Genomic DNA, 17,141 nt, shown 5'->3' on the forward strand with positions numbered 1-17,141 from the left:
TCAGATCCCTCCCAATTGTAAGCGCCGTGTAGACTGCGGGGTTTTAGGGACTTCCAGAAAATAAATTATCCCATTTTCATACTGGCAGATTCTTTCTCCTCTGCTTCCTCTGCCTCCTCTGCCTCCTTTGAAGATTCCTGAAAAAATGCGATGTCTACACGAGTTAACCCGTTGTAGACATCGCATTTTGAAAATAAATAAAATTTAGTTAAAGCTTTTTTACATAATCGCTTGCCCCCGATTACATTTAAGTATGACAAGTGTATTGTTCGGTTCTAGTTAAAGTAGCAACCATAGAAGTTAACTCGTCTACGTCTATTGGCTTGCATTGGTATATATCATAACCTGCTAATAATGCACGTTTATGGTCATCTTCGAAAGTAGATGCTGTCAGAGCGATCGCTGGAATCTTTCTACCTCGCTTTGCTTCCAAATTTCTGACTTTCAAGAGTAGTGAGTAGCCATCTTCATCGGGTAAGCAAATATCACTAATTAGGATGTCTGGTTTAAAAGATGACATTCTTTTTAGAGCCTCGTCTGCTGAAGCGGCTGCAATCACTTCTGCTCCCTCTAATTCAAACAGAAAAGTAAGTAATATTCTCGTATCAGCGTCATCATCAACAACGAGCAATCGCAGACCTTGAAAAGACATCGATTGATTAGACATTATTTTCACGGCTCCGTAGCTTAAAGACTTGAAGTAGCGATCGCATCAAATACTACTTATTTGACGCTATTTGATGCATACTTTACTAAATCTTAAAGGAAGCAATTAGCAAGCGTCTGTCCGGTGTCGGACATAGTAACTTAATATTTTTCATTGGCGATGTCTACGACGGGCTACGCCTACGCACTTGACTGATTCCCTAGCAACCGAGCAAATTCTTTTTGGATAACTCGATAACACTCGCAGCAAGTTGCTTCCAAATCCTCTCGGTTTATAATGCTAATTTGACCGCGTTGATAGCGAATCATTCCGGCTCGGCTGAGGGTGCTAGCCGCTACTGTCACACCAGAGCGCCTTACACCCAGCATTTGGGCAATAAATTCTTGCGTCAACGGAAATTCTTCTGATTCCAAACGGTCAGATACTGTAAGCAGCCAACGAGCCAGCCGTTCTTCTAGGGTATGAAGACGGTTGCAGGCACATGATTGTGTAAGTTCGGTATATATAGCTCGTACATAGCGCAGCAGCAGCTTTTGAATAGCTCCGCCCCGATTGAACTCGGTTCTAAGTACATCTGCATCCATCTGCATTGCAGCGCCGGCAACTTGGACAAACGCTTTTGTGGTTGTTGTCTTGCCTCCTAAAATTACTGGGATACCTACCATGCCTTCATTACTCACTATCCCAATTTCCACCGTCGAACCATCTTCCATAATAGTGACGATAGAAACCACTGCCTGTTGGGGAAAATAGACCTGTGTGATGGGTTCTCCTGGTTCGTAAAGAACTTGCCGAGTGGGAAGCGAAACTAACTTTAGGTGGGGAATAAGACGCTCATAATCACTGGTTGGCAAAGCCGCAAGTAACCTATTTACTTGCGGCTTAATTATGTTGTCGCTCACTGAATATTAAAAGAGAAATCTGCTCAAAATACTTTAGATCGAGTTACTTTTGCCAGTCTGTTCGGTTTCGCACACATAACTCAAAAAAATTTTCTGGCTCGGTTATATCATGTTCGGATAATCACTTATGATAAAAGTAAGGAATGCAATGATGAAAGATGCCGAAACGAATCAGTGTAGCTACACATTTAACAATTTATGAGTTGGAGCAATTGTACCGACAGTCTAAGAACACGGTAGAAAGTCGCCAATATCAAGTTATATGGTTATTGGCACAAGGGAAAAAAACCGAAGAAGTGGAGGAAGTTACAGGCTATAGCAGGACATGGATATACGATCTGGTAAAAAGGTATAACACTTCGGGTATTTGTGGAATAGGCGATCGCCGCAATGAAAATCAAGGAGCAAAAGCTTTAATAGATGACATCCAGCAAGCACAACTATGGCACGCTTTGCAGTCACAGGCTCCAGACGGGGGACTTTGGAACGGTCGAAAAGTTGCGGATTGGTTGAGTGAAGTTACAGGAAAAAAGATCAGTAGATATCGAGGGTGGGAAATACTGCGACAGATGACTTTTCGGCTACGAGTACCTCGCCCATCTCATAGTCAAAGTGACCATTTTGAGCAAGAAGCCTGGAAAAAAAACTAGCTACACAAGTTGAAGAACTCAAAACTGCTTATCCAGAGGCTGAAGTTGAACTATGGTGTGAGGATGAACACCGTTTAGGACTCAAACCAGTCATTCGACGAATTTATGTTCCTGAAGGTGAAACGCCAATTGCCAATGTTAACTGGAGATATAAGTGGTTATGGTTGTACGCATTCGTACATCCCAAAACCGGAGCAACTTATTGGTGGATTCTTCCTTATGTCAATACAGAAATCTTTAACCAGGTTTTAGCCGATTTTGCTCGTGAGTTCAACTTAGGTACAAATAAGCATATTCTCTTGGCTGTTGACAAAGCTGGGTGGCATACCAGCAAAGACCTAAAACTTCCGTCTGGTCTACATTTGACATTTTTACCATCTCATTCACCTGAATTGCAACCTGCTGAAAGATTATGGACTTTGGTTGACGAACCCATTGCTAATCGCACTTTCCAAACACTTGATCATTTGGAGGAAATTTTATTTTCCCGTTGTCAATCTTTACTTCAACAGCAAGATTTGATTCAAGGTTTAACTGGTTTTCATTGGTGGATTCAGATAGGCGCTTAATCGTAAGTCATTTACCGAACATGATATTACTCGGCATGAAGCCGAGTAACCGAGCAAATTCCTTTTGGATGACTCGATAACACTCGCAGGAAGTTGCTTCTAAATCCTCTCGGTTCAGGATGCTAATATGACCACGTTGGTAGCCAATCATTCCGGCTCGGCTGAGAGTGCTAGCCGCTACTGTCACGCCAGAACGACGTACACCTAGCATCTGGGAGATAAATTCGTGCGTGAGGGGAAAATCTTCTGATTCCAGACGGTCAGAAACTGTGAGTAGCCAGCGAGCCAGTCGTTCTTCCAGTGTATGGAGGCGGTTGCAGGCAGCACCTTGCGCTAGTTCAGAGTATATAGCTTGTACATAGCGCAGCAGCAGGGCTTGAATAGCTCCGCCCCGATTGAACTCGGCTCTCAATACATCTGCATTGATTTGCATAGCAGCGCCCGAAATTTGCACAAAGGCTGTTGTGGTTGTGGTGTTGTCTCCTAAAATTACTGGGATACCCACCATGCCTTCATTACTTACTATCCCAACTTCCGCCGTTGAGCCATCTTCCATAGTGGTGATTATAGAAACTACTGCCTTATCGGGAAAATAAACCTGGGTGATGGGTTCGGCTGCTTCGTAAAGGATCTGCTGAACTTGGAGCGGAACTAGCTTTAGATACGGGAAAAGACGCTCATAATCACTGTCTGGCAAAGCTGCCAGCAGCTTATTTGGTCGTTGCTGAAAGAGATTTTTATTTAACGACATCAGAAGCCACTCTCCTTAAGGTAGGTGACTTTAGAAAAGCCAACTCAGAGCATAAGGAAAGGACTTCTTGCAGAAGTGGGGGAAAGGAGAAGGGGGAAGGGGGAAATGGATGGAATTTTCCCTTACCCTTTACCCTTTAACCTTTCCCCGAACTCTTGAAAAAGGAACTTTTGCAAGATGTCTAAAGGATTAAGGTTCTCATCCTAATGTTAAAAGGTGTATTCTCTAAAGGAACGCGGGAACAATCTAAAAAATCTTAAAAGAACACGGTTCTTCAAGTCTGTGCGATTTCGTACATAGAAGCTAAAAAAAATTATTTTTTCCGTTTATTGGGCTTATTGCCCAATAAACGGACATATTCATCTTCTATAATCTGATAACATTCGCAGGAGGTTTTTTCTAAAGCCTCTCGATTCAAGATGTTAATATGACCACGGTGGTAGGTGATGATTCCGGCATCGCTGAGGATATTAGCTGCTTCAGTGACACCAGCGCGACGTACACCTAGCATCTGTGCAATAAATTCTTGGGTGATCGGAAATTCTTCTGATTCCAGACGGTCGGAAACTGTTAGCAGCCAGCGAGCCAGCCGCCTCTCTAGCTTATGAAGACGGTTGCAAGCAGATCCTTGTGCTATTTGAGTATATATACCTTGTACGTAGCGCAGCAACAGGCTTTGAAGAGCTGTACTTCGATTAAACTCACTTGTGAGTATATCCGCATCCATCTTCATCGCACTGTCTGGAATCTGCACTAATGCTGTTGTGGTTGTGATGTTATCTCCTAAAATTACCGGGATACCAACCATGCCTTCATTGCTCACTAAACCAGCTTCTACAGTTGAGCCATCTTCCATAATGGTGATTATAGAAACCACTGCTTTATTAGGAAAATAGACCTGTGCGATCGCTTCGCCTGCTTCGTGAAGTATTTGCCGATTTGAAAGCGAAACTAGCTTTAGATGGGGGACAAGGCGTTCATAATCACTGGCTGGCAACTTCGCCAGCAGCTTATTTGCTGGTTTATCAAGGGTATTTGTGTTTAATGACATTAAAATTCTCCTAAATATAAGCGTCTTTAGAAAAGACAACTCACAACATAAGGAGAAAATTAAGAGTCTAACCTTAATGTCAAAAGGTGCATTCCCTAAAAAAGTTCTAGTAAGAGACTGAGGCTTTTATACTTATATCTATAATATAGCAAAATGAGTTGTTTATAATAACAACAAATCCAAATACATTAACTTGATTGCATTTGCGATCGCATAATTAAATGAAATTATGTTCGCTAATCATTTTGCTATAGATATGAGCATGGTTGGCAGCGATCGCAGCAAAAAATTCCTGATTATACAAGTCATTAAAACCTAAATCTTTTTCATTGCTAGCAAATGTGTTTAGCTCTCCCAACTAGTCTTGGTATATTTTAATTATCTTAAAAGAAGGTACTTAGAAACAACTATATTAATATGAATATTTATTAAGACTTCATTCTAGAAGAATCTTAAGATTTTTAATATACTACGGTAAGCCTACCAATTTATTGTAATATGTACTTAGGCTAAAACAGTCGATTTCACAAATACTCAATAAAAGCAAGTATTTTCGACTACATATTTAAAATTTTGATTACCCAAAACTAAGTCACTTATTTGGCTTATCTGTGCAATAATAAACAGCTATATGCATTAACTACACTTTGTTTACCGATCTACGGTAGTATAAATCATATTTTCTCTGAAAAATTTATATTGGCTTAGTCCCAAATCGAGTACTGTTTGAAGCTAATTTACTTAAAAAATAATAATGCCCTTGACAAAATGCAAAATCTCCAACAAAAATATCACTGTTCAATTGACTGAATAACAAAGCAGAAAGATGAAGTATAACCAACTTGGCAAGAGTGACTTAAAAGTTTCTGAAATTTGTCTGGGTACTATGACTTATGGACAGCAAAATACTATTGAAGAAGCCCATGAACAACTAGATTATGCTATTGCCCAAGGAGTCAATTTTATTGATGCAGCAGAGATGTATCCTGTCCCAACAAGTGCTGAAACTTATGGACTAACTGAAACTTACATTGGGGAATGGTTAAAACGTCAACAAAGAGATCGAGTTATTATAGCTACTAAAATTGCTGGCCCTGGTCGAGGCTTTAAATGGGTACGTGGAGGAGCCAAAGCAATCGATCGTGATAATATCAAACAAGCTGTAGATGATAGTTTAAAAAGATTACAGACAGACTATATCGATCTGTATCAGATCCACTGGCCAGATCGCTACGTACCACGATTTGGACAAACAGTTTTCGATCCGACTCAGGTGGGAGAAACGGTTCCCATTGCTGAACAGCTAGCAGTTTTTGACGATGTAATTAAGGCTGGGAAAATTCGCTATATCGGTTTGAGTAACGAAACTCCTTGGGGAGTTGCCCAATTTAGTAATGCTGCTAAACAATTAGGATTGCCCAAAGTTGTTTCGATTCAAAATGCTTACAACTTGCTAAATCGAGTATTTGATGGAGCTTTAGCAGAAGCAGTTTATCACGAGGAAATTGGCTTACTAGCTTATAGTCCTTTAGCATTTGGCTTCTTGACTGGCAAATATCTCAACGGCAAACCAGAGAAAGCCAGAGTCACTTTGTTTGAAAATTTCGGTCAGCGCTATCTGAAACCGAAAGTCAGCCAAGCCGTATCAGCTTATGTAGAAATTGCCAAGCGCCATCAACTAAGTCCAGCGCATCTAGCCTTAGCATTTGTGCGGAGTCGTTGGTTTGTCCCTAGCACAATTATTGGTGCTACCACATTGGAACAACTTAAAGAGAATTTAGAAAGTGTGAATGTAGTTCTCAACAAAGACATTTTGGAAGAATTGGATATAGTTCATGCTCAGTCGCCAAATCCAGCACCATAAGAGTGCTGAGTAGTGAGTGCTGAGTGCTGAGTATTGAGTGCTGAGTGCTGAGTATTGAGTGCGAATTGTTCTGAAGCGAGTAGAGATAAGTAATGTATTCTGTCCTAATTTTTAGATTCACAACTAAATATTTAGTAGGTAAAATATGACTTTTACAGCAACATTAATTGACCAGAATACTATTCGTCGTCGGGGTACTGGTTTAAGAGCTTACAATCCTGAAAAAGCCTTTAAAGGGTATACACTTTTCACACCTCTGACAGGTAAAGGTGAAGTCTACCTTCTGAACTTGGAAGGAGAAGTAGTACACCAGTGGAATCTGCCTTATTCACCAGGGTTATACGGTTATCTTTTGCCCAATGGCAACCTTTTTTATAATGGTAAGACTCCACCAGAAGAACCCCTACGTTTTGCTTTATGGGCTGCATTCAAAAGTGGCGTTGTTTTAGAAGCAGATCCTAAGGGAAACATTATCTGGGAATATAAGCATCCAGATCATCATCATGACGGGCGCAGACTTGCCAATGGCAACACAATTATACTCGCCATTGAAAAGATACCTGAGTCTTTGGTTCCTCGGATCAAAGGTGGCGTACCAGGTACTGAACCAGATGGTGATATCTATGCTGATGTGCTTTATGAAGTGACTCCAGCAGGTGAAATCGTTTGGATTTGGCACGCCCACGAACACCTCGATCCAGATATATTTACGATTACACCCCAAGATCATCGACATGAATGGACTCATGGGAATACTGTAGGTGAACTCGCTGATGGCAACATTATAGTGAGCTTTCGTAATATCTCCACAGTTGTGATTGTCGATCGCAAAACCAGCGAAATCATCTGGACGTTGGGTGATGACGTACTAGCACAGCAGCACTTCCCGAACGAACTAGCTAACGGTAATATCTTGATTTTCGACAATGGCGCACATCGTCGTAACATTGCTCTCAATTTCTCCCGTGTGATTGAGGTGAACCGTCTAACCAAAGAAATAGTTTGGGAATACACCGACAACCCACCCCAAAATTTCTTCAGTTCATATATATCAGGAGCGCAACGTTTGGCCAATGGCAATACCTTAATTACAGAAGGTGCTTATGGCCGAATATTCGAGGTGACAGTTACAGGGGAAATTGTTTGGGAATACATCAACCCCTACTTTGCATCTCGGAATATTCCAGGTGAGAAGTCGCCGGTAACTCGTGGAGAGCAAAATACAGTCTTCCGCGCCTTCCGTTATGCACCTGAAGAAGTGCCCTGGCTTTAGTAGTCTGTCAAGTTTAAATTGATGGGTAAGCAAGTTTGTAGTAAGGACTTTAGTCCTTATTTTCTAAGCACTAAAGTGCTTACTACGAACTTCTGATGATTAAAAGTTTGGTTAGTGTCGAGAATTTTTCACGCTACATTCGCTTCAAAAAGATTTTGTGACACTAACAATTTAAGATTTGGGATTTTGGATGAAAATTCAATTCCCAATGCCGATTAACAAGTCCTATTTATTAAGGAACTTAAACATGGCCCAAATCAAAGTATACAGTGCAGTTGTTTGTCCTTATGCTCACCGTACCCGCTTGGTACTCCAAGAGAAAGGCATCGACTTCGATTTGATTGAGATTGATTTGCAGAATAAGCCTGAAGGATTTACCAAAGTTTCCCCCTATGGTAAAGTGCCCGCACTAACTCATAACGAAAACCGAGTTTGGGAGTCAGCGGTAATTAACGAATATCTTGATGAGGTATTTCCCAATCCACCACTGTTACCTAGCAACCCCATTGATAGGGCGCAGGCTCGCATCTGGATAGATTTTGCTAACACCAGATTCGTTCCCGCTTTTTCTACCCTGCTGCGGAGTTCAGATCCCGAAAAACAAGAAGAAGCGAAACAGGAACTATATAAACACCTGGAATTCATTGAAAATGAAGGTTTAGCAAAGCTTTCTGGAGAAGGCCCTTACTGGTTTGGTGAATCTATCAGTTTGGTCGATTTCACTTACTTCCCTTGGTTTGAGCGCTGGGCTGCACTGAAGCAGTATCGTGGCTTTGGAATACCAGAGCAATTTACCCGTCTACGCCAGTGGAAACATGCTTTAAAAGAGCGCGAATCTGTGAAAGCGATCGCTCACTCTAAGGAATTCTACATCGAGCGATATGCTAAATTCGCTGCACCCACTCTCGCTGCTGTTTAAATGTAATTCATAACTATGTTTCAAGTGGGAATTTAAATTCCCACTTGAAACATAAAATTAAACTCTTGTGAAAATTATGAACTTGTACTGGGCGTGCCCTAAGTATTACTAATTACAACTTTACCGAAGTGAGCCGCGCTTTTAAGGTAATGATAAGCTTCCCGCGCTTCAGTAAAGGGGAAAACTCGCTCGATAATCGGTTTGATTTGATGCTGTTGCATCGCCTGATTCATCGCCTCAAACATTTCTCGACTGCCAACATAAATTCCCTGAACTGTTAAACTCTTAAAAAGTATTGGCATGGGGTCAATTTCATTTCCTCTGCCCGATAATACGCCAATCAAACTAATACGTCCCCCAATGCGGACTGCTTGTAGTGATTTTGGCAGAGTACCTGCACCGCCTACCTCAACTACATGATCTACACCTGTGCGATTGGTTAATTGATAAACTTGCTTTTCCCAATCTGGTGTTGTTTTGTAGTTAATTATCTCGTCAGCACCAAGCTGTTTGGCTCGTGCCAACTTCTCATCACTGCTAGAAGTAATAATCGCTCTAGCGCCATGTATCTTGGCAAACTGGAGAGCAAAAATTGAAACTCCGCCAGTACCGAGTAATAAAACACTATCACCTGCACCAATATTGCCTTTTGTCACCAGCCCGTGCCAAGCTGTGACTGCTGCACAGGGCAAAGTTGCACCTTCAATGTAGGATAGGTAATCAGGTAATATTACTAAACCATCTTGGTGTAATAAGACATACTCAGCCAGCATTCCATCGATACCGCCTCCGAGATCGGATTTCATTTTCTCTTTGGTTAAAGAGCCATAAATCCAGTCTTGGAAGAAAATACCAGCGACGCGATCGCCTATTTTTACCCGTGTCACACCTTCCCCCACCGCTACAACTTCTCCCGCACCGTCTGACATGGGAATTAACGGATATTTCTGTCCAGCACCGTAAGCTCCTTCAATAACCAGCAGATCGCGATAATTTAAAGATGTTGCCTTCACTTGAATTAGAACTTGTCCAGGTGCGGGTTTTTCTTCAGGGCGATCGACTAATACCAAAGCATCAATTCCGGCGTTGCTTTGAATTTCGTAAGCTTTCATAGATGTCTTTGTTCTAGCTACAACTTTGGTATTGTAGCTAGGGTAAAAAAGAATTTAGAGACGTAGCACTTGCTACGTCTCTATAAAGGTTCTGCATAACGCATATTTAATTTCACTAGTAGGGTTGCCCTCATCCCCTAACCCCTTCTCCCAATATGGGCTACGGTGTACAAACATCTTGGTAATGAAGCCCCAATCCGGAATTTACCCCCCTTAATCCCCCCGATGTATTGGGGGGAAATATCCGGTTCTCCCCCTTTACAAGGGGGAGTTAGAGGGGGTCAGAAGGACTTGTGCGTACACTGTAGCCCAATACGGGAGGGAACTGGACGCTAAAGTGAATCTATGAACTGCTGTACTTTTTCTAAAAGTGGCTGATATTCAATTTGCTCTGCTAACTCTTGGGCATTTTGGTAGCACGATCGCGCCATTTTTTTCCGTTTCGTGGAGGCGTAAACGCTTCCCATATTTAGCAAGGTTGAAATTTCTCCGAGATTATCGCCCAGTTCTTGATAAATCACAATGGCTTGCTTGTAGAACTTCATTGCTTGGCGATGCTCTGCCAGGGTGCTGTAGGTAAAACCAATGTTGTGAAGGGTTGTTGCAACACCTGCGCGATCGCTGATTGCTCGACGTGTCAAAAGAACTTGATAGTAGAGCAACAGTGCTTGTTTCGGTTGTCCTAAATCATGATAAACAGAAGCAATATTGTTCAAGGTGGTTGCTTCTCCGAGCAAATTCTTGACAGCTCGTTGAATTGGTAGCGCTGCTTGAAAAAATTCTAGCGCTTGCTCAAACTTGCCTAAAACATTGTAGGCAAATCCAATGCCATTGAGCGTTGTTGCTTCACCAGAAAAGTCACCTAACAATCGCCGCATCCTCAAAATCTGGTGTTGTAGCAACAGCGCCCGTTTCGGTTCTCCTAACCGCGTATAAATTAGCGCGACATCATTAAGAGTAGAAACTTCGCTTTGAGTATCTTGCGATCGCCTAAAGATTGGCAGTGCTTTGTCAAAATATTCTAACGCTTGCGAAAAGCGTCCAAGACGGCTGTAGGTAGAACCCAGATTGCTAAGTGCAGTGGCCTCTGCTGGCGTGTTGCCAATTTCAATAGCAACCGAAAGCGCCTGATGAAAGCGCTCTAATGCTCTTTGAGGTTGCCAGCAACTGAGGTGAGCTAAACCGAGGTCGTTTAATGTATAACCTTCTCTGGCTCGGTCTGGAATTGCTCTAGCCAAGTGTAAATTTTTGGTTGCAAGATCGAGAGACTCTTGAAATTTCCCCCGTTGGTAGTAGCGGTTTGCTTCATCACGACGTTGTTCCCATTCTTTGACTTGATTTAAAGGTTGCGTCATCTGACCTCAGTTGCATTCTGCGATAAGTAGGTAGAACATCTCTTGGGCATGAACCCCTCTTAGGTTTCCCAAATTTTAACCTCAATCTTCTATCTTTAGATATAAGACGTAAATAGATAAGTATGCTATTTTTTCATACTTACAGGAATATTTATGAAGCAATTAATACAAATGCTGTAGGAGCGCACTTCTATGCGCCCTCGGATTCCCGATTTATCTCAAAAGTCGGGAATCTTGTTGTTCTATCGCTATTTTCAACTCAACCGTTGCCGCAATCGCAAGGCCAGTAAAGGCAATGCCAGTTGATAACCTGGCTCGGCATTATAAATCAAGCCTTTGTGCTGTAACCCAGTCAGCGCACCCTGAAGACTTCCACCCCTGGAAAGTCCTTATGTTTAGCAGTTGGTTCGCCAATGATTCTGTAGGCTGCGGTTGTGAATCGTTTTGAGCCGCCAAATTAAATTAAACCTCTTGCAAAAAGAACTTTTGCAAGAGGGGGAAAAGGGTAAAGGTTAAAGGGGAAGGGGACAATACAGAACTTTTTCCCCTTCCCCTTGCCCCTTTTCCCGACTTATGCAAGAAGTCTATTAAACAGTGGCAACAGTGGCAACATTTCTGGGTAGGAGACTGATAGTTTTAAGATTGCAAAATGTAAAGGGAATCAGCCAAATCTTGAGGAATATCGGGTTTTAGTAGTAGTCTTGCGGTTTCTATCTCAGGCATGGTATCAGAGTAGGAAGATAAACGCTACTTTAAACAAGCGTGTTTTTTTCCAAACATTAATATAATGCTCTTACTATGAGCATCTACCAATCTCTGAAAAAATCATATACACCAGATCGTCGGCGTGAAAATGACTGGCGGTTATTTTTGCGTTTGGTGCCTTATGCCCGTCGTAACGGACGGCTACTAGCACTGTCGATGTGCCTACTCATACCGATCGCACTAGCTAATGCCGTACAACCTTTTTTGATTGGGCAAGTAATCTCTCTGATTCGTCATGAACCAAGCACTTACGAACTTTTCAGGAATCGTCCCTTCTCGCAAGGGCTAAATATCCTAGAGGGATTATTGGTAATTGCGATCGCCATCCAGGTGACGTTGACAGGTTTTCAAGGTTATGTAGTTCAAAAGCTAGGCCAACAAATCACCGCAGCAATTCGCCAAGACTTATTTCAGCATGTAACATCTCTAGCAGTGCGCTTTTTTGACCGCACACCCGTAGGTAAATTAATTACCAGAATCACCAGCGATGTGGAAGTGTTAGGCGATGTCTTTTCGACTGGGGCAGTTGGCATTATATCCGATTTGTTTTTAATGCTGGTGACTTTGGGTTTAATGTTTTCCATTCAGTGGCAACTTTCTTGCTTGCTGTTATTGATGCTGTTACCAACTAGCTGGGTAATTGTTTACATTCAAAAACAGTACCGCAAAGCCAATTACAAAGGGCGAGAAGAACTTTCGATCCTAAATTCACAGTTACAAGAAAATGTACTTGGTATTAACGTCGTGCAGTTGTTTCGTAGAGAAAAATTTAATGCCGAATTGTTTCGTGCTACGAACAGGAACTACACACAGCAAATGGATAAAACCATCTTTTATGATTCATTTGTTTCAGCAACCTTAGAATGGATTGGGCTGATTGCGATCGCATCTGTTTTATGCGTAGGTGGTTGGTTGCTGTTGGAAAAAAACGTGACTTTTGGGACTTTATCGACATTTGTATTGTATGCCCAGCGATTATTTGACCCTTTAAGGGCTTTTGCCGAAAAATTTACAGTAATTCAAGCTGGTTTCACTGCTATTGAACGCGTAGGCGATATATTAGATGAACCGATAGAAATACGCGATCGCGCCAATGTCCGCTTCTCAATATTTGATGCAAAATTTGGCTACATAGACGAAATCCTAGCAAATCTAGAATCCCCAGACCTCACTTCTCCCCCAGAACTGGGAGAGATTCGTTTCGATCATGTCTGGTTTGCTTACAAAAATGATGATTACGTAATTAAAGACTTAGATTTTACCATTCATCCTGGTGAAAAAATTGCATTAGTCGGCCCCACTGGTGCGGGTAAAACTTCGATTATCCGGCTTTTGTGCCGCCTCTACGAACCCACCCAAGGACGCATTCTCATAGATGGTGTCGATATTCGGGAAGTACCACAAGCAGAACTGCGGCGCTACATGGCAGTAATTTTACAAGAAGGCTTTTTGTTTGCTGGCGATGTTAAAAGCAACATTTCTTTAGGAGATGGCTACACCATTGAACAGATTCAACAAGCAGCCGAAGAAACCAACATTGCCCAGTTTATAGAAGAACTACCCCAAGGTTATGATACTCAACTTCGAGAACGGGGCACAAATATTTCTAGTGGTCAAAAGCAACTTTTAGCCTTTGCGCGGGCTGCGATTCGCAATCCGCAAATTTTGGTACTAGATGAGGCTACCGCTAGTTTGGATGTTGGTACAGAAGCTTCAGTTCAAGAGGCATTAAACCAGCTTTTGCTTAGACGTACCGCCATTATTATCGCTCACCGCTTGTCTACAATTCGTAATGTAGACCGGATTTTTGTTCTCAAGCGTGGCGAATTAATCGAACAAGGAAGTCATGAGCAACTACTGCAACAAGGAGGGCTTTATGCCACTTTACATAACTTGCAGATGTTGGGAAGTTAGGATATTTTATAATCCCAAAGTGGAAAATAGCGATCGCTACGTTCGCCGCAGGCATTGCTTAAAATGATGCTGTTATTGAAAGTGCGATCGCTCAAAATCAGCGGATGTTGGCAAGTGCGATCGCATAAAATAATTACGTCATTGCTATTACTAAATTTCTCCAAAATCTATTGCTAACTGTTACCTCTATATTCATCAACTAAAATCACAGGCTCAAGCTTATATCGCTATTTCTAAAATCAAGAATACGCCCCCTAAGTTTAGATTTAATCCAATATCTGCCGCAGTCTACTAGATACGCATCTGACCTACCACTTTTGGCGCATCAACCCGTAAATTCATCTGCTCGCAACGTACAGTTAACCAAGGCTGACCTAAACCTATTCCAAAAAAAGGACTTTCGGCAGGGATTTCTAACTTAGAACCAATCAAACCCAACACAGACTCAACTTCAGCAGGGAACATCAGCAAATCGGCACCCTTGGCGCTGAAAGCAGAGACACTTAACCACTGTCTCCATGCCAAGCTTTGTTGATTATAGTTAAGACTACACAGCTTCCGGTTTTCCTGATGCACAGTAACATACTTTCCTTGTTCCCAGGTAAACTTAGCTAATTCCTTTGGTAGTCCCCAAATTTCTCGACCGCCAGCCACCGAATCAGCATTATCTACATAAATGTGAGAAATCCAAGCGCCGATTTTGCTCTGGTAATTAACCAAAGCTGGGACAACAATTAACTCGCTATACTCCAGTACTGAGCCTGACCCGTAATTAGATAAATACACGCTACTGAGGGTTTTACCAGGCCATACAGAAATAATTTCTAACTCTAAGGGAATTAAAGGGCGCACTTGGTCAATATTTATCAAATGCAGAGTTTGGATGGCATAACCTTGGAGTATCCAAGGTGCTTGTGGATATGGCATAAGAAATTAACCCAACTTTATATAATTCCTAACCTCTAACTCCTAAAAAAAAATCCCCACCCAGGCATTAGCCTGAATGGGTAATATGAGGTCGAACAAAACAATCTTCCCAAAAGAGGTAGAGGAATTATTTGCTCTCTGTAAAATCAGCGTCAATCACATCGTCGCCGTTACTAGAACTAGAGGAACTGCTACTATCTTGAGGTTCACCACCAGATGTAGCACCAGCACCAGCACTGGCACTAGCACCAGCTTGTTGATAGATGTTGCTACCAACAGCGAATAACGCTTGTTGCAATTCTGGGGTGAGCTTCTTGATTTGCTCATCGTCTTCTTTCGCAACTGCTTCCCGCACTTCTTTCACTAAACCTTCGACTTTAGTCTTGTCAGCATCGGGAACTTTATCGCCCAATTCTTGTAACTGCTTTTCAGCTTGGTATGCCAAAGAATCAGCTTGGTTCTTGCGTTCAATCTTCTCACGCCGTTCTTTGTCAGATGAAGCGTTCTGTTCAGCTTCTCTTACCATCCGGTCAACGTCAGATTTATCTAGCGTAGAAGCGCCGGTTATGCTGATGGACTGTTCTTTACCAGTACCTTTGTCCTTAGCGGTAACGTTTAGGATACCGTTGGCGTCAATGTCGAACACCACTTCAATTTGAGGAACGCCACGTGGTGCAGGAGGAATACCATCGAGGCGGAAGGTTCCCAAGCTCTTGTTATCGTTAGAGAATTCGCGTTCACCTTGGAGGACGTGAATTTCTACGTTGGTTTGTCCATCCACAGCAGTGGAGAAGACTTCCGATTTCTTGGTGGGAATTGTGGTGTTGCGGGGGATAATTTTGGTCATCACGCCGCCCAATGTTTCCACACCCAAAGATAGGGGTGTCACGTCTAACAGCAAGATGCCAGTTACATCACCAGCCAGTACTCCGGCTTGAATGGCTGCACCAACTGCTACAACTTCATCAGGGTTCACGCTTTGGTTGGGGTCTTTACCCAATACCTGCTTCACAATCTGTTGAACTGCGGGAATCCGCGTAGAACCACCAACTAACACTACTTCATCAATATCACCTTTGTTTAACTTGGCATCCCGGAGAGCGTTTTCCACAGGAATACGGCAACGGTCGATTAAGTCAGAACAAAGTTCTTCAAACTGAGCGCGAGTCAGCGTTGTATCCAGGTGCTTGGGGCCATCCTGGGTAGCTGTGATAAATGGTAGGTTAATTTCTGCTTGGCTGACGCTAGAAAGCTCAATTTTGGCTTTTTCTGCGGCTTCCGTCAGACGTTGTAAAGCTTGCTTGTCTTTCCGCAGGTCAATACCTTCGGCTTTCTTGAACTTCTCAGCTAAGAAATCAACTATTTTTTTGTCAAAGTCGTCACCACCAAGGTGGGTATCACCAGATGTGGCTAGTACTTCAAAAACTCCATCTCCTACTTCCAGCACGGATACGTCGAAAGTACCACCACCAAGGTCAAATACTAGGATGGTTTCGTTACTCTTCTTGTCAAATCCATAAGCCAGAGAAGCAGCGGTAGGTTCGTTGATAATCCGCAGAACTTCAATCCCGGCAATTTTCCCAGCGTCTTTTGTTGCTTGCCGCTGAGAGTCATTGAAGTATGCAGGAACAGTGATTACAGCTTGGGTTACAGTTTCACCCAAGTATTTGCTGGCATCTTCAACGAGTTTGCGAAGAACTTTTGCAGAAATTTCTTCAGGAGCAAACGGTTTACCAGCAATTGGACAATCTAATTTGACATTGCCGTTGCTGCTAAGAACTTTGTAAGAAACTTCTGTAGCTTCGTTACTAACTTCATCGTAGCGGCGACCGATAAAGCGTTTGACTGAGTAAAACGTATTTTCGGGGTTCATCACCGCTTGGCGTTTGGCGATTTGGCCAACCAAGTTGTCGCCATTTTTGGCAAATGCGACTACTGATGGCGTTGTCCGAAAACCTTCAGCATTAGCAATTACTGTGGGTTTACCACCTTCCATCACTGCCACGCAGGAGTTCGTTGTTCCTAAGTCAATTCCAACTACTTTTGCCATTTTAGGTGCTGGCTCCGTATAACTACAAATGAATGAATGAGAATATAAAGCACTAAATTTTGAACCAACAGGGTCAATAAATCAGCCAGTTCAGCATGAATACCTTTGATTTGGCTTTCCTGGGGTTAAAACTCCAGACTATGCTGATATATATACTGAAGCTTAGTGGTAGCCAGTCCATGAAGGGTGGTTTCCCGAACCTTACTTGGGACGGTTAAACTAACTAAATTTTGTTTTTAGTTGGTTCATGGATTAATTTGTCTTCACTCTGTCTAATGTAGAAGAATTAATACTTTCAGTAATTAGGGTGAACCGTAACGTCCGAGTGGTGTTTGCCGTCTTTTAAGGCAATAAACTACAGAAGCAGTGAGG

14 protein-coding genes and 2 pseudogenes are annotated in these 17,141 nt (G+C 42.4%); 5 read left to right on the forward strand and 11 right to left on the reverse strand.

Going from position 1 to position 17,141, the window contains the following annotated elements; genetic code table 11:
* Window positions 1–247 precede the first annotated feature (247 nt).
* Together V7K45_RS27905 and V7K45_RS27910 are read right to left on the reverse strand one after the other, a co-directional pair.
* Window positions 248–667, reverse strand: coding sequence for a response regulator (locus V7K45_RS27905; protein ID WP_335008439.1), 420 nt, complete (start codon window positions 665–667; stop codon window positions 248–250).
* A 179-nt stretch (window positions 668–846) separates the two neighbouring features.
* On the reverse strand, window positions 847–1,569 hold the full coding sequence (locus tag V7K45_RS27910; protein ID WP_335008441.1) for a Crp/Fnr family transcriptional regulator: 723 nt from the start codon (window positions 1,567–1,569) through the stop codon (window positions 847–849).
* A 158-nt stretch (window positions 1,570–1,727) separates the two neighbouring features.
* Between V7K45_RS27910 and V7K45_RS27915 the strand changes: the two are divergent.
* A pseudogene (locus V7K45_RS27915) lies at window positions 1,728–2,788 on the forward strand (IS630 family transposase).
* A gap of 7 nt (window positions 2,789–2,795) precedes the next feature.
* On the opposite strand, the gene V7K45_RS27920 reads toward V7K45_RS27915, so the two are convergent.
* The 3 genes from V7K45_RS27920 to V7K45_RS27930 form a co-directional block, all read right to left on the reverse strand.
* On the reverse strand, window positions 2,796–3,539 hold the full coding sequence (locus tag V7K45_RS27920; RefSeq protein ID WP_335008443.1) for a Crp/Fnr family transcriptional regulator: 744 nt from the start codon (window positions 3,537–3,539) through the stop codon (window positions 2,796–2,798).
* Window positions 3,540–3,852: 313 nt separating this feature from the next.
* A complete protein-coding gene (locus tag V7K45_RS27925; protein ID WP_335008445.1) occupies window positions 3,853–4,590 on the reverse strand; it encodes a Crp/Fnr family transcriptional regulator in 738 nt (245 codons plus the stop codon).
* Window positions 4,591–4,807: 217 nt separating this feature from the next.
* A complete protein-coding gene (locus V7K45_RS27930; protein WP_335008448.1) occupies window positions 4,808–4,948 on the reverse strand; it encodes a hypothetical protein in 141 nt (46 codons plus the stop codon).
* A 468-nt stretch (window positions 4,949–5,416) separates the two neighbouring features.
* Between V7K45_RS27930 and V7K45_RS27935 the strand changes: the two genes are divergently transcribed.
* From V7K45_RS27935 to V7K45_RS27945, 3 genes are all read left to right on the forward strand, one after another.
* Window positions 5,417–6,454 (forward strand): NADP(H)-dependent aldo-keto reductase, encoded by a 1,038-nt coding sequence (locus tag V7K45_RS27935; RefSeq protein ID WP_335008450.1) that lies wholly within the window; start codon window positions 5,417–5,419, stop codon window positions 6,452–6,454.
* Between the two features lie 145 nt (window positions 6,455–6,599).
* Window positions 6,600–7,727 carry an aryl-sulfate sulfotransferase gene (locus tag V7K45_RS27940; protein ID WP_335008452.1) on the forward strand — a complete coding sequence of 376 codons (1,128 nt, stop codon included), beginning with the start codon at window positions 6,600–6,602 and terminating at the stop codon, window positions 7,725–7,727.
* 247 nt (window positions 7,728–7,974) lie between these two features.
* The gene (locus V7K45_RS27945; protein WP_335008454.1) at window positions 7,975–8,646 is read left to right on the forward strand and encodes a glutathione S-transferase family protein; all 672 of its coding nucleotides are present in this window, start codon (window positions 7,975–7,977) and stop codon (window positions 8,644–8,646) included.
* Window positions 8,647–8,744: 98 nt separating this feature from the next.
* Here the strand turns inward: V7K45_RS27945 and V7K45_RS27950 are convergent, their stop codons facing one another.
* From V7K45_RS27950 to V7K45_RS27960, 3 genes and pseudogenes are all read right to left on the reverse strand, one after another.
* Window positions 8,745–9,758, reverse strand: a complete 1,014-nt coding sequence (locus V7K45_RS27950; protein WP_335008456.1) for a zinc-dependent alcohol dehydrogenase family protein — start codon at window positions 9,756–9,758, stop codon at window positions 8,745–8,747.
* Between the two features lie 332 nt (window positions 9,759–10,090).
* Window positions 10,091–11,113 carry a tetratricopeptide repeat protein gene (locus V7K45_RS27955; protein WP_335008458.1) on the reverse strand — a complete coding sequence of 341 codons (1,023 nt, stop codon included), beginning with the start codon at window positions 11,111–11,113 and terminating at the stop codon, window positions 10,091–10,093.
* A gap of 254 nt (window positions 11,114–11,367) precedes the next feature.
* Window positions 11,368–11,502: pseudogene (locus V7K45_RS27960) on the reverse strand (ATP-binding protein); the annotation flags it as partial.
* Window positions 11,503–11,911: 409 nt separating this feature from the next.
* Between V7K45_RS27960 and V7K45_RS27965 the strand changes: the two are divergent.
* Window positions 11,912–13,792 carry an ABC transporter ATP-binding protein gene (locus V7K45_RS27965; RefSeq protein WP_335008460.1) on the forward strand — a complete coding sequence of 627 codons (1,881 nt, stop codon included), beginning with the start codon at window positions 11,912–11,914 and terminating at the stop codon, window positions 13,790–13,792.
* On the opposite strand, the gene V7K45_RS27970 is transcribed toward V7K45_RS27965, so the two are convergent.
* The 3 genes from V7K45_RS27970 to dnaK form a co-directional block, all read right to left on the reverse strand.
* Window positions 13,789–13,956 (reverse strand): hypothetical protein, encoded by a 168-nt coding sequence (locus V7K45_RS27970; protein WP_335008462.1) that lies wholly within the window; start codon window positions 13,954–13,956, stop codon window positions 13,789–13,791. The genes V7K45_RS27965 and V7K45_RS27970 overlap by 4 nt on opposite strands.
* Window positions 13,957–14,083: 127 nt before the next feature.
* Window positions 14,084–14,719, reverse strand: coding sequence for an acetoacetate decarboxylase family protein (locus tag V7K45_RS27975; RefSeq protein ID WP_335008464.1), 636 nt, complete (start codon window positions 14,717–14,719; stop codon window positions 14,084–14,086).
* 127 nt (window positions 14,720–14,846) lie between these two features.
* Entirely contained in the window at window positions 14,847–16,769 is a 1,923-nt protein-coding gene (gene dnaK / locus V7K45_RS27980; RefSeq protein ID WP_335008466.1) for a molecular chaperone DnaK, read from the reverse strand.
* Window positions 16,770–17,141: the final 372 nt, after the last annotated feature.

It is taken from the genome of Nostoc sp. (genome assembly GCF_036917375.1).
GTDB lineage: Bacteria > Cyanobacteriota > Cyanobacteriia > Cyanobacteriales > Nostocaceae > Nostoc.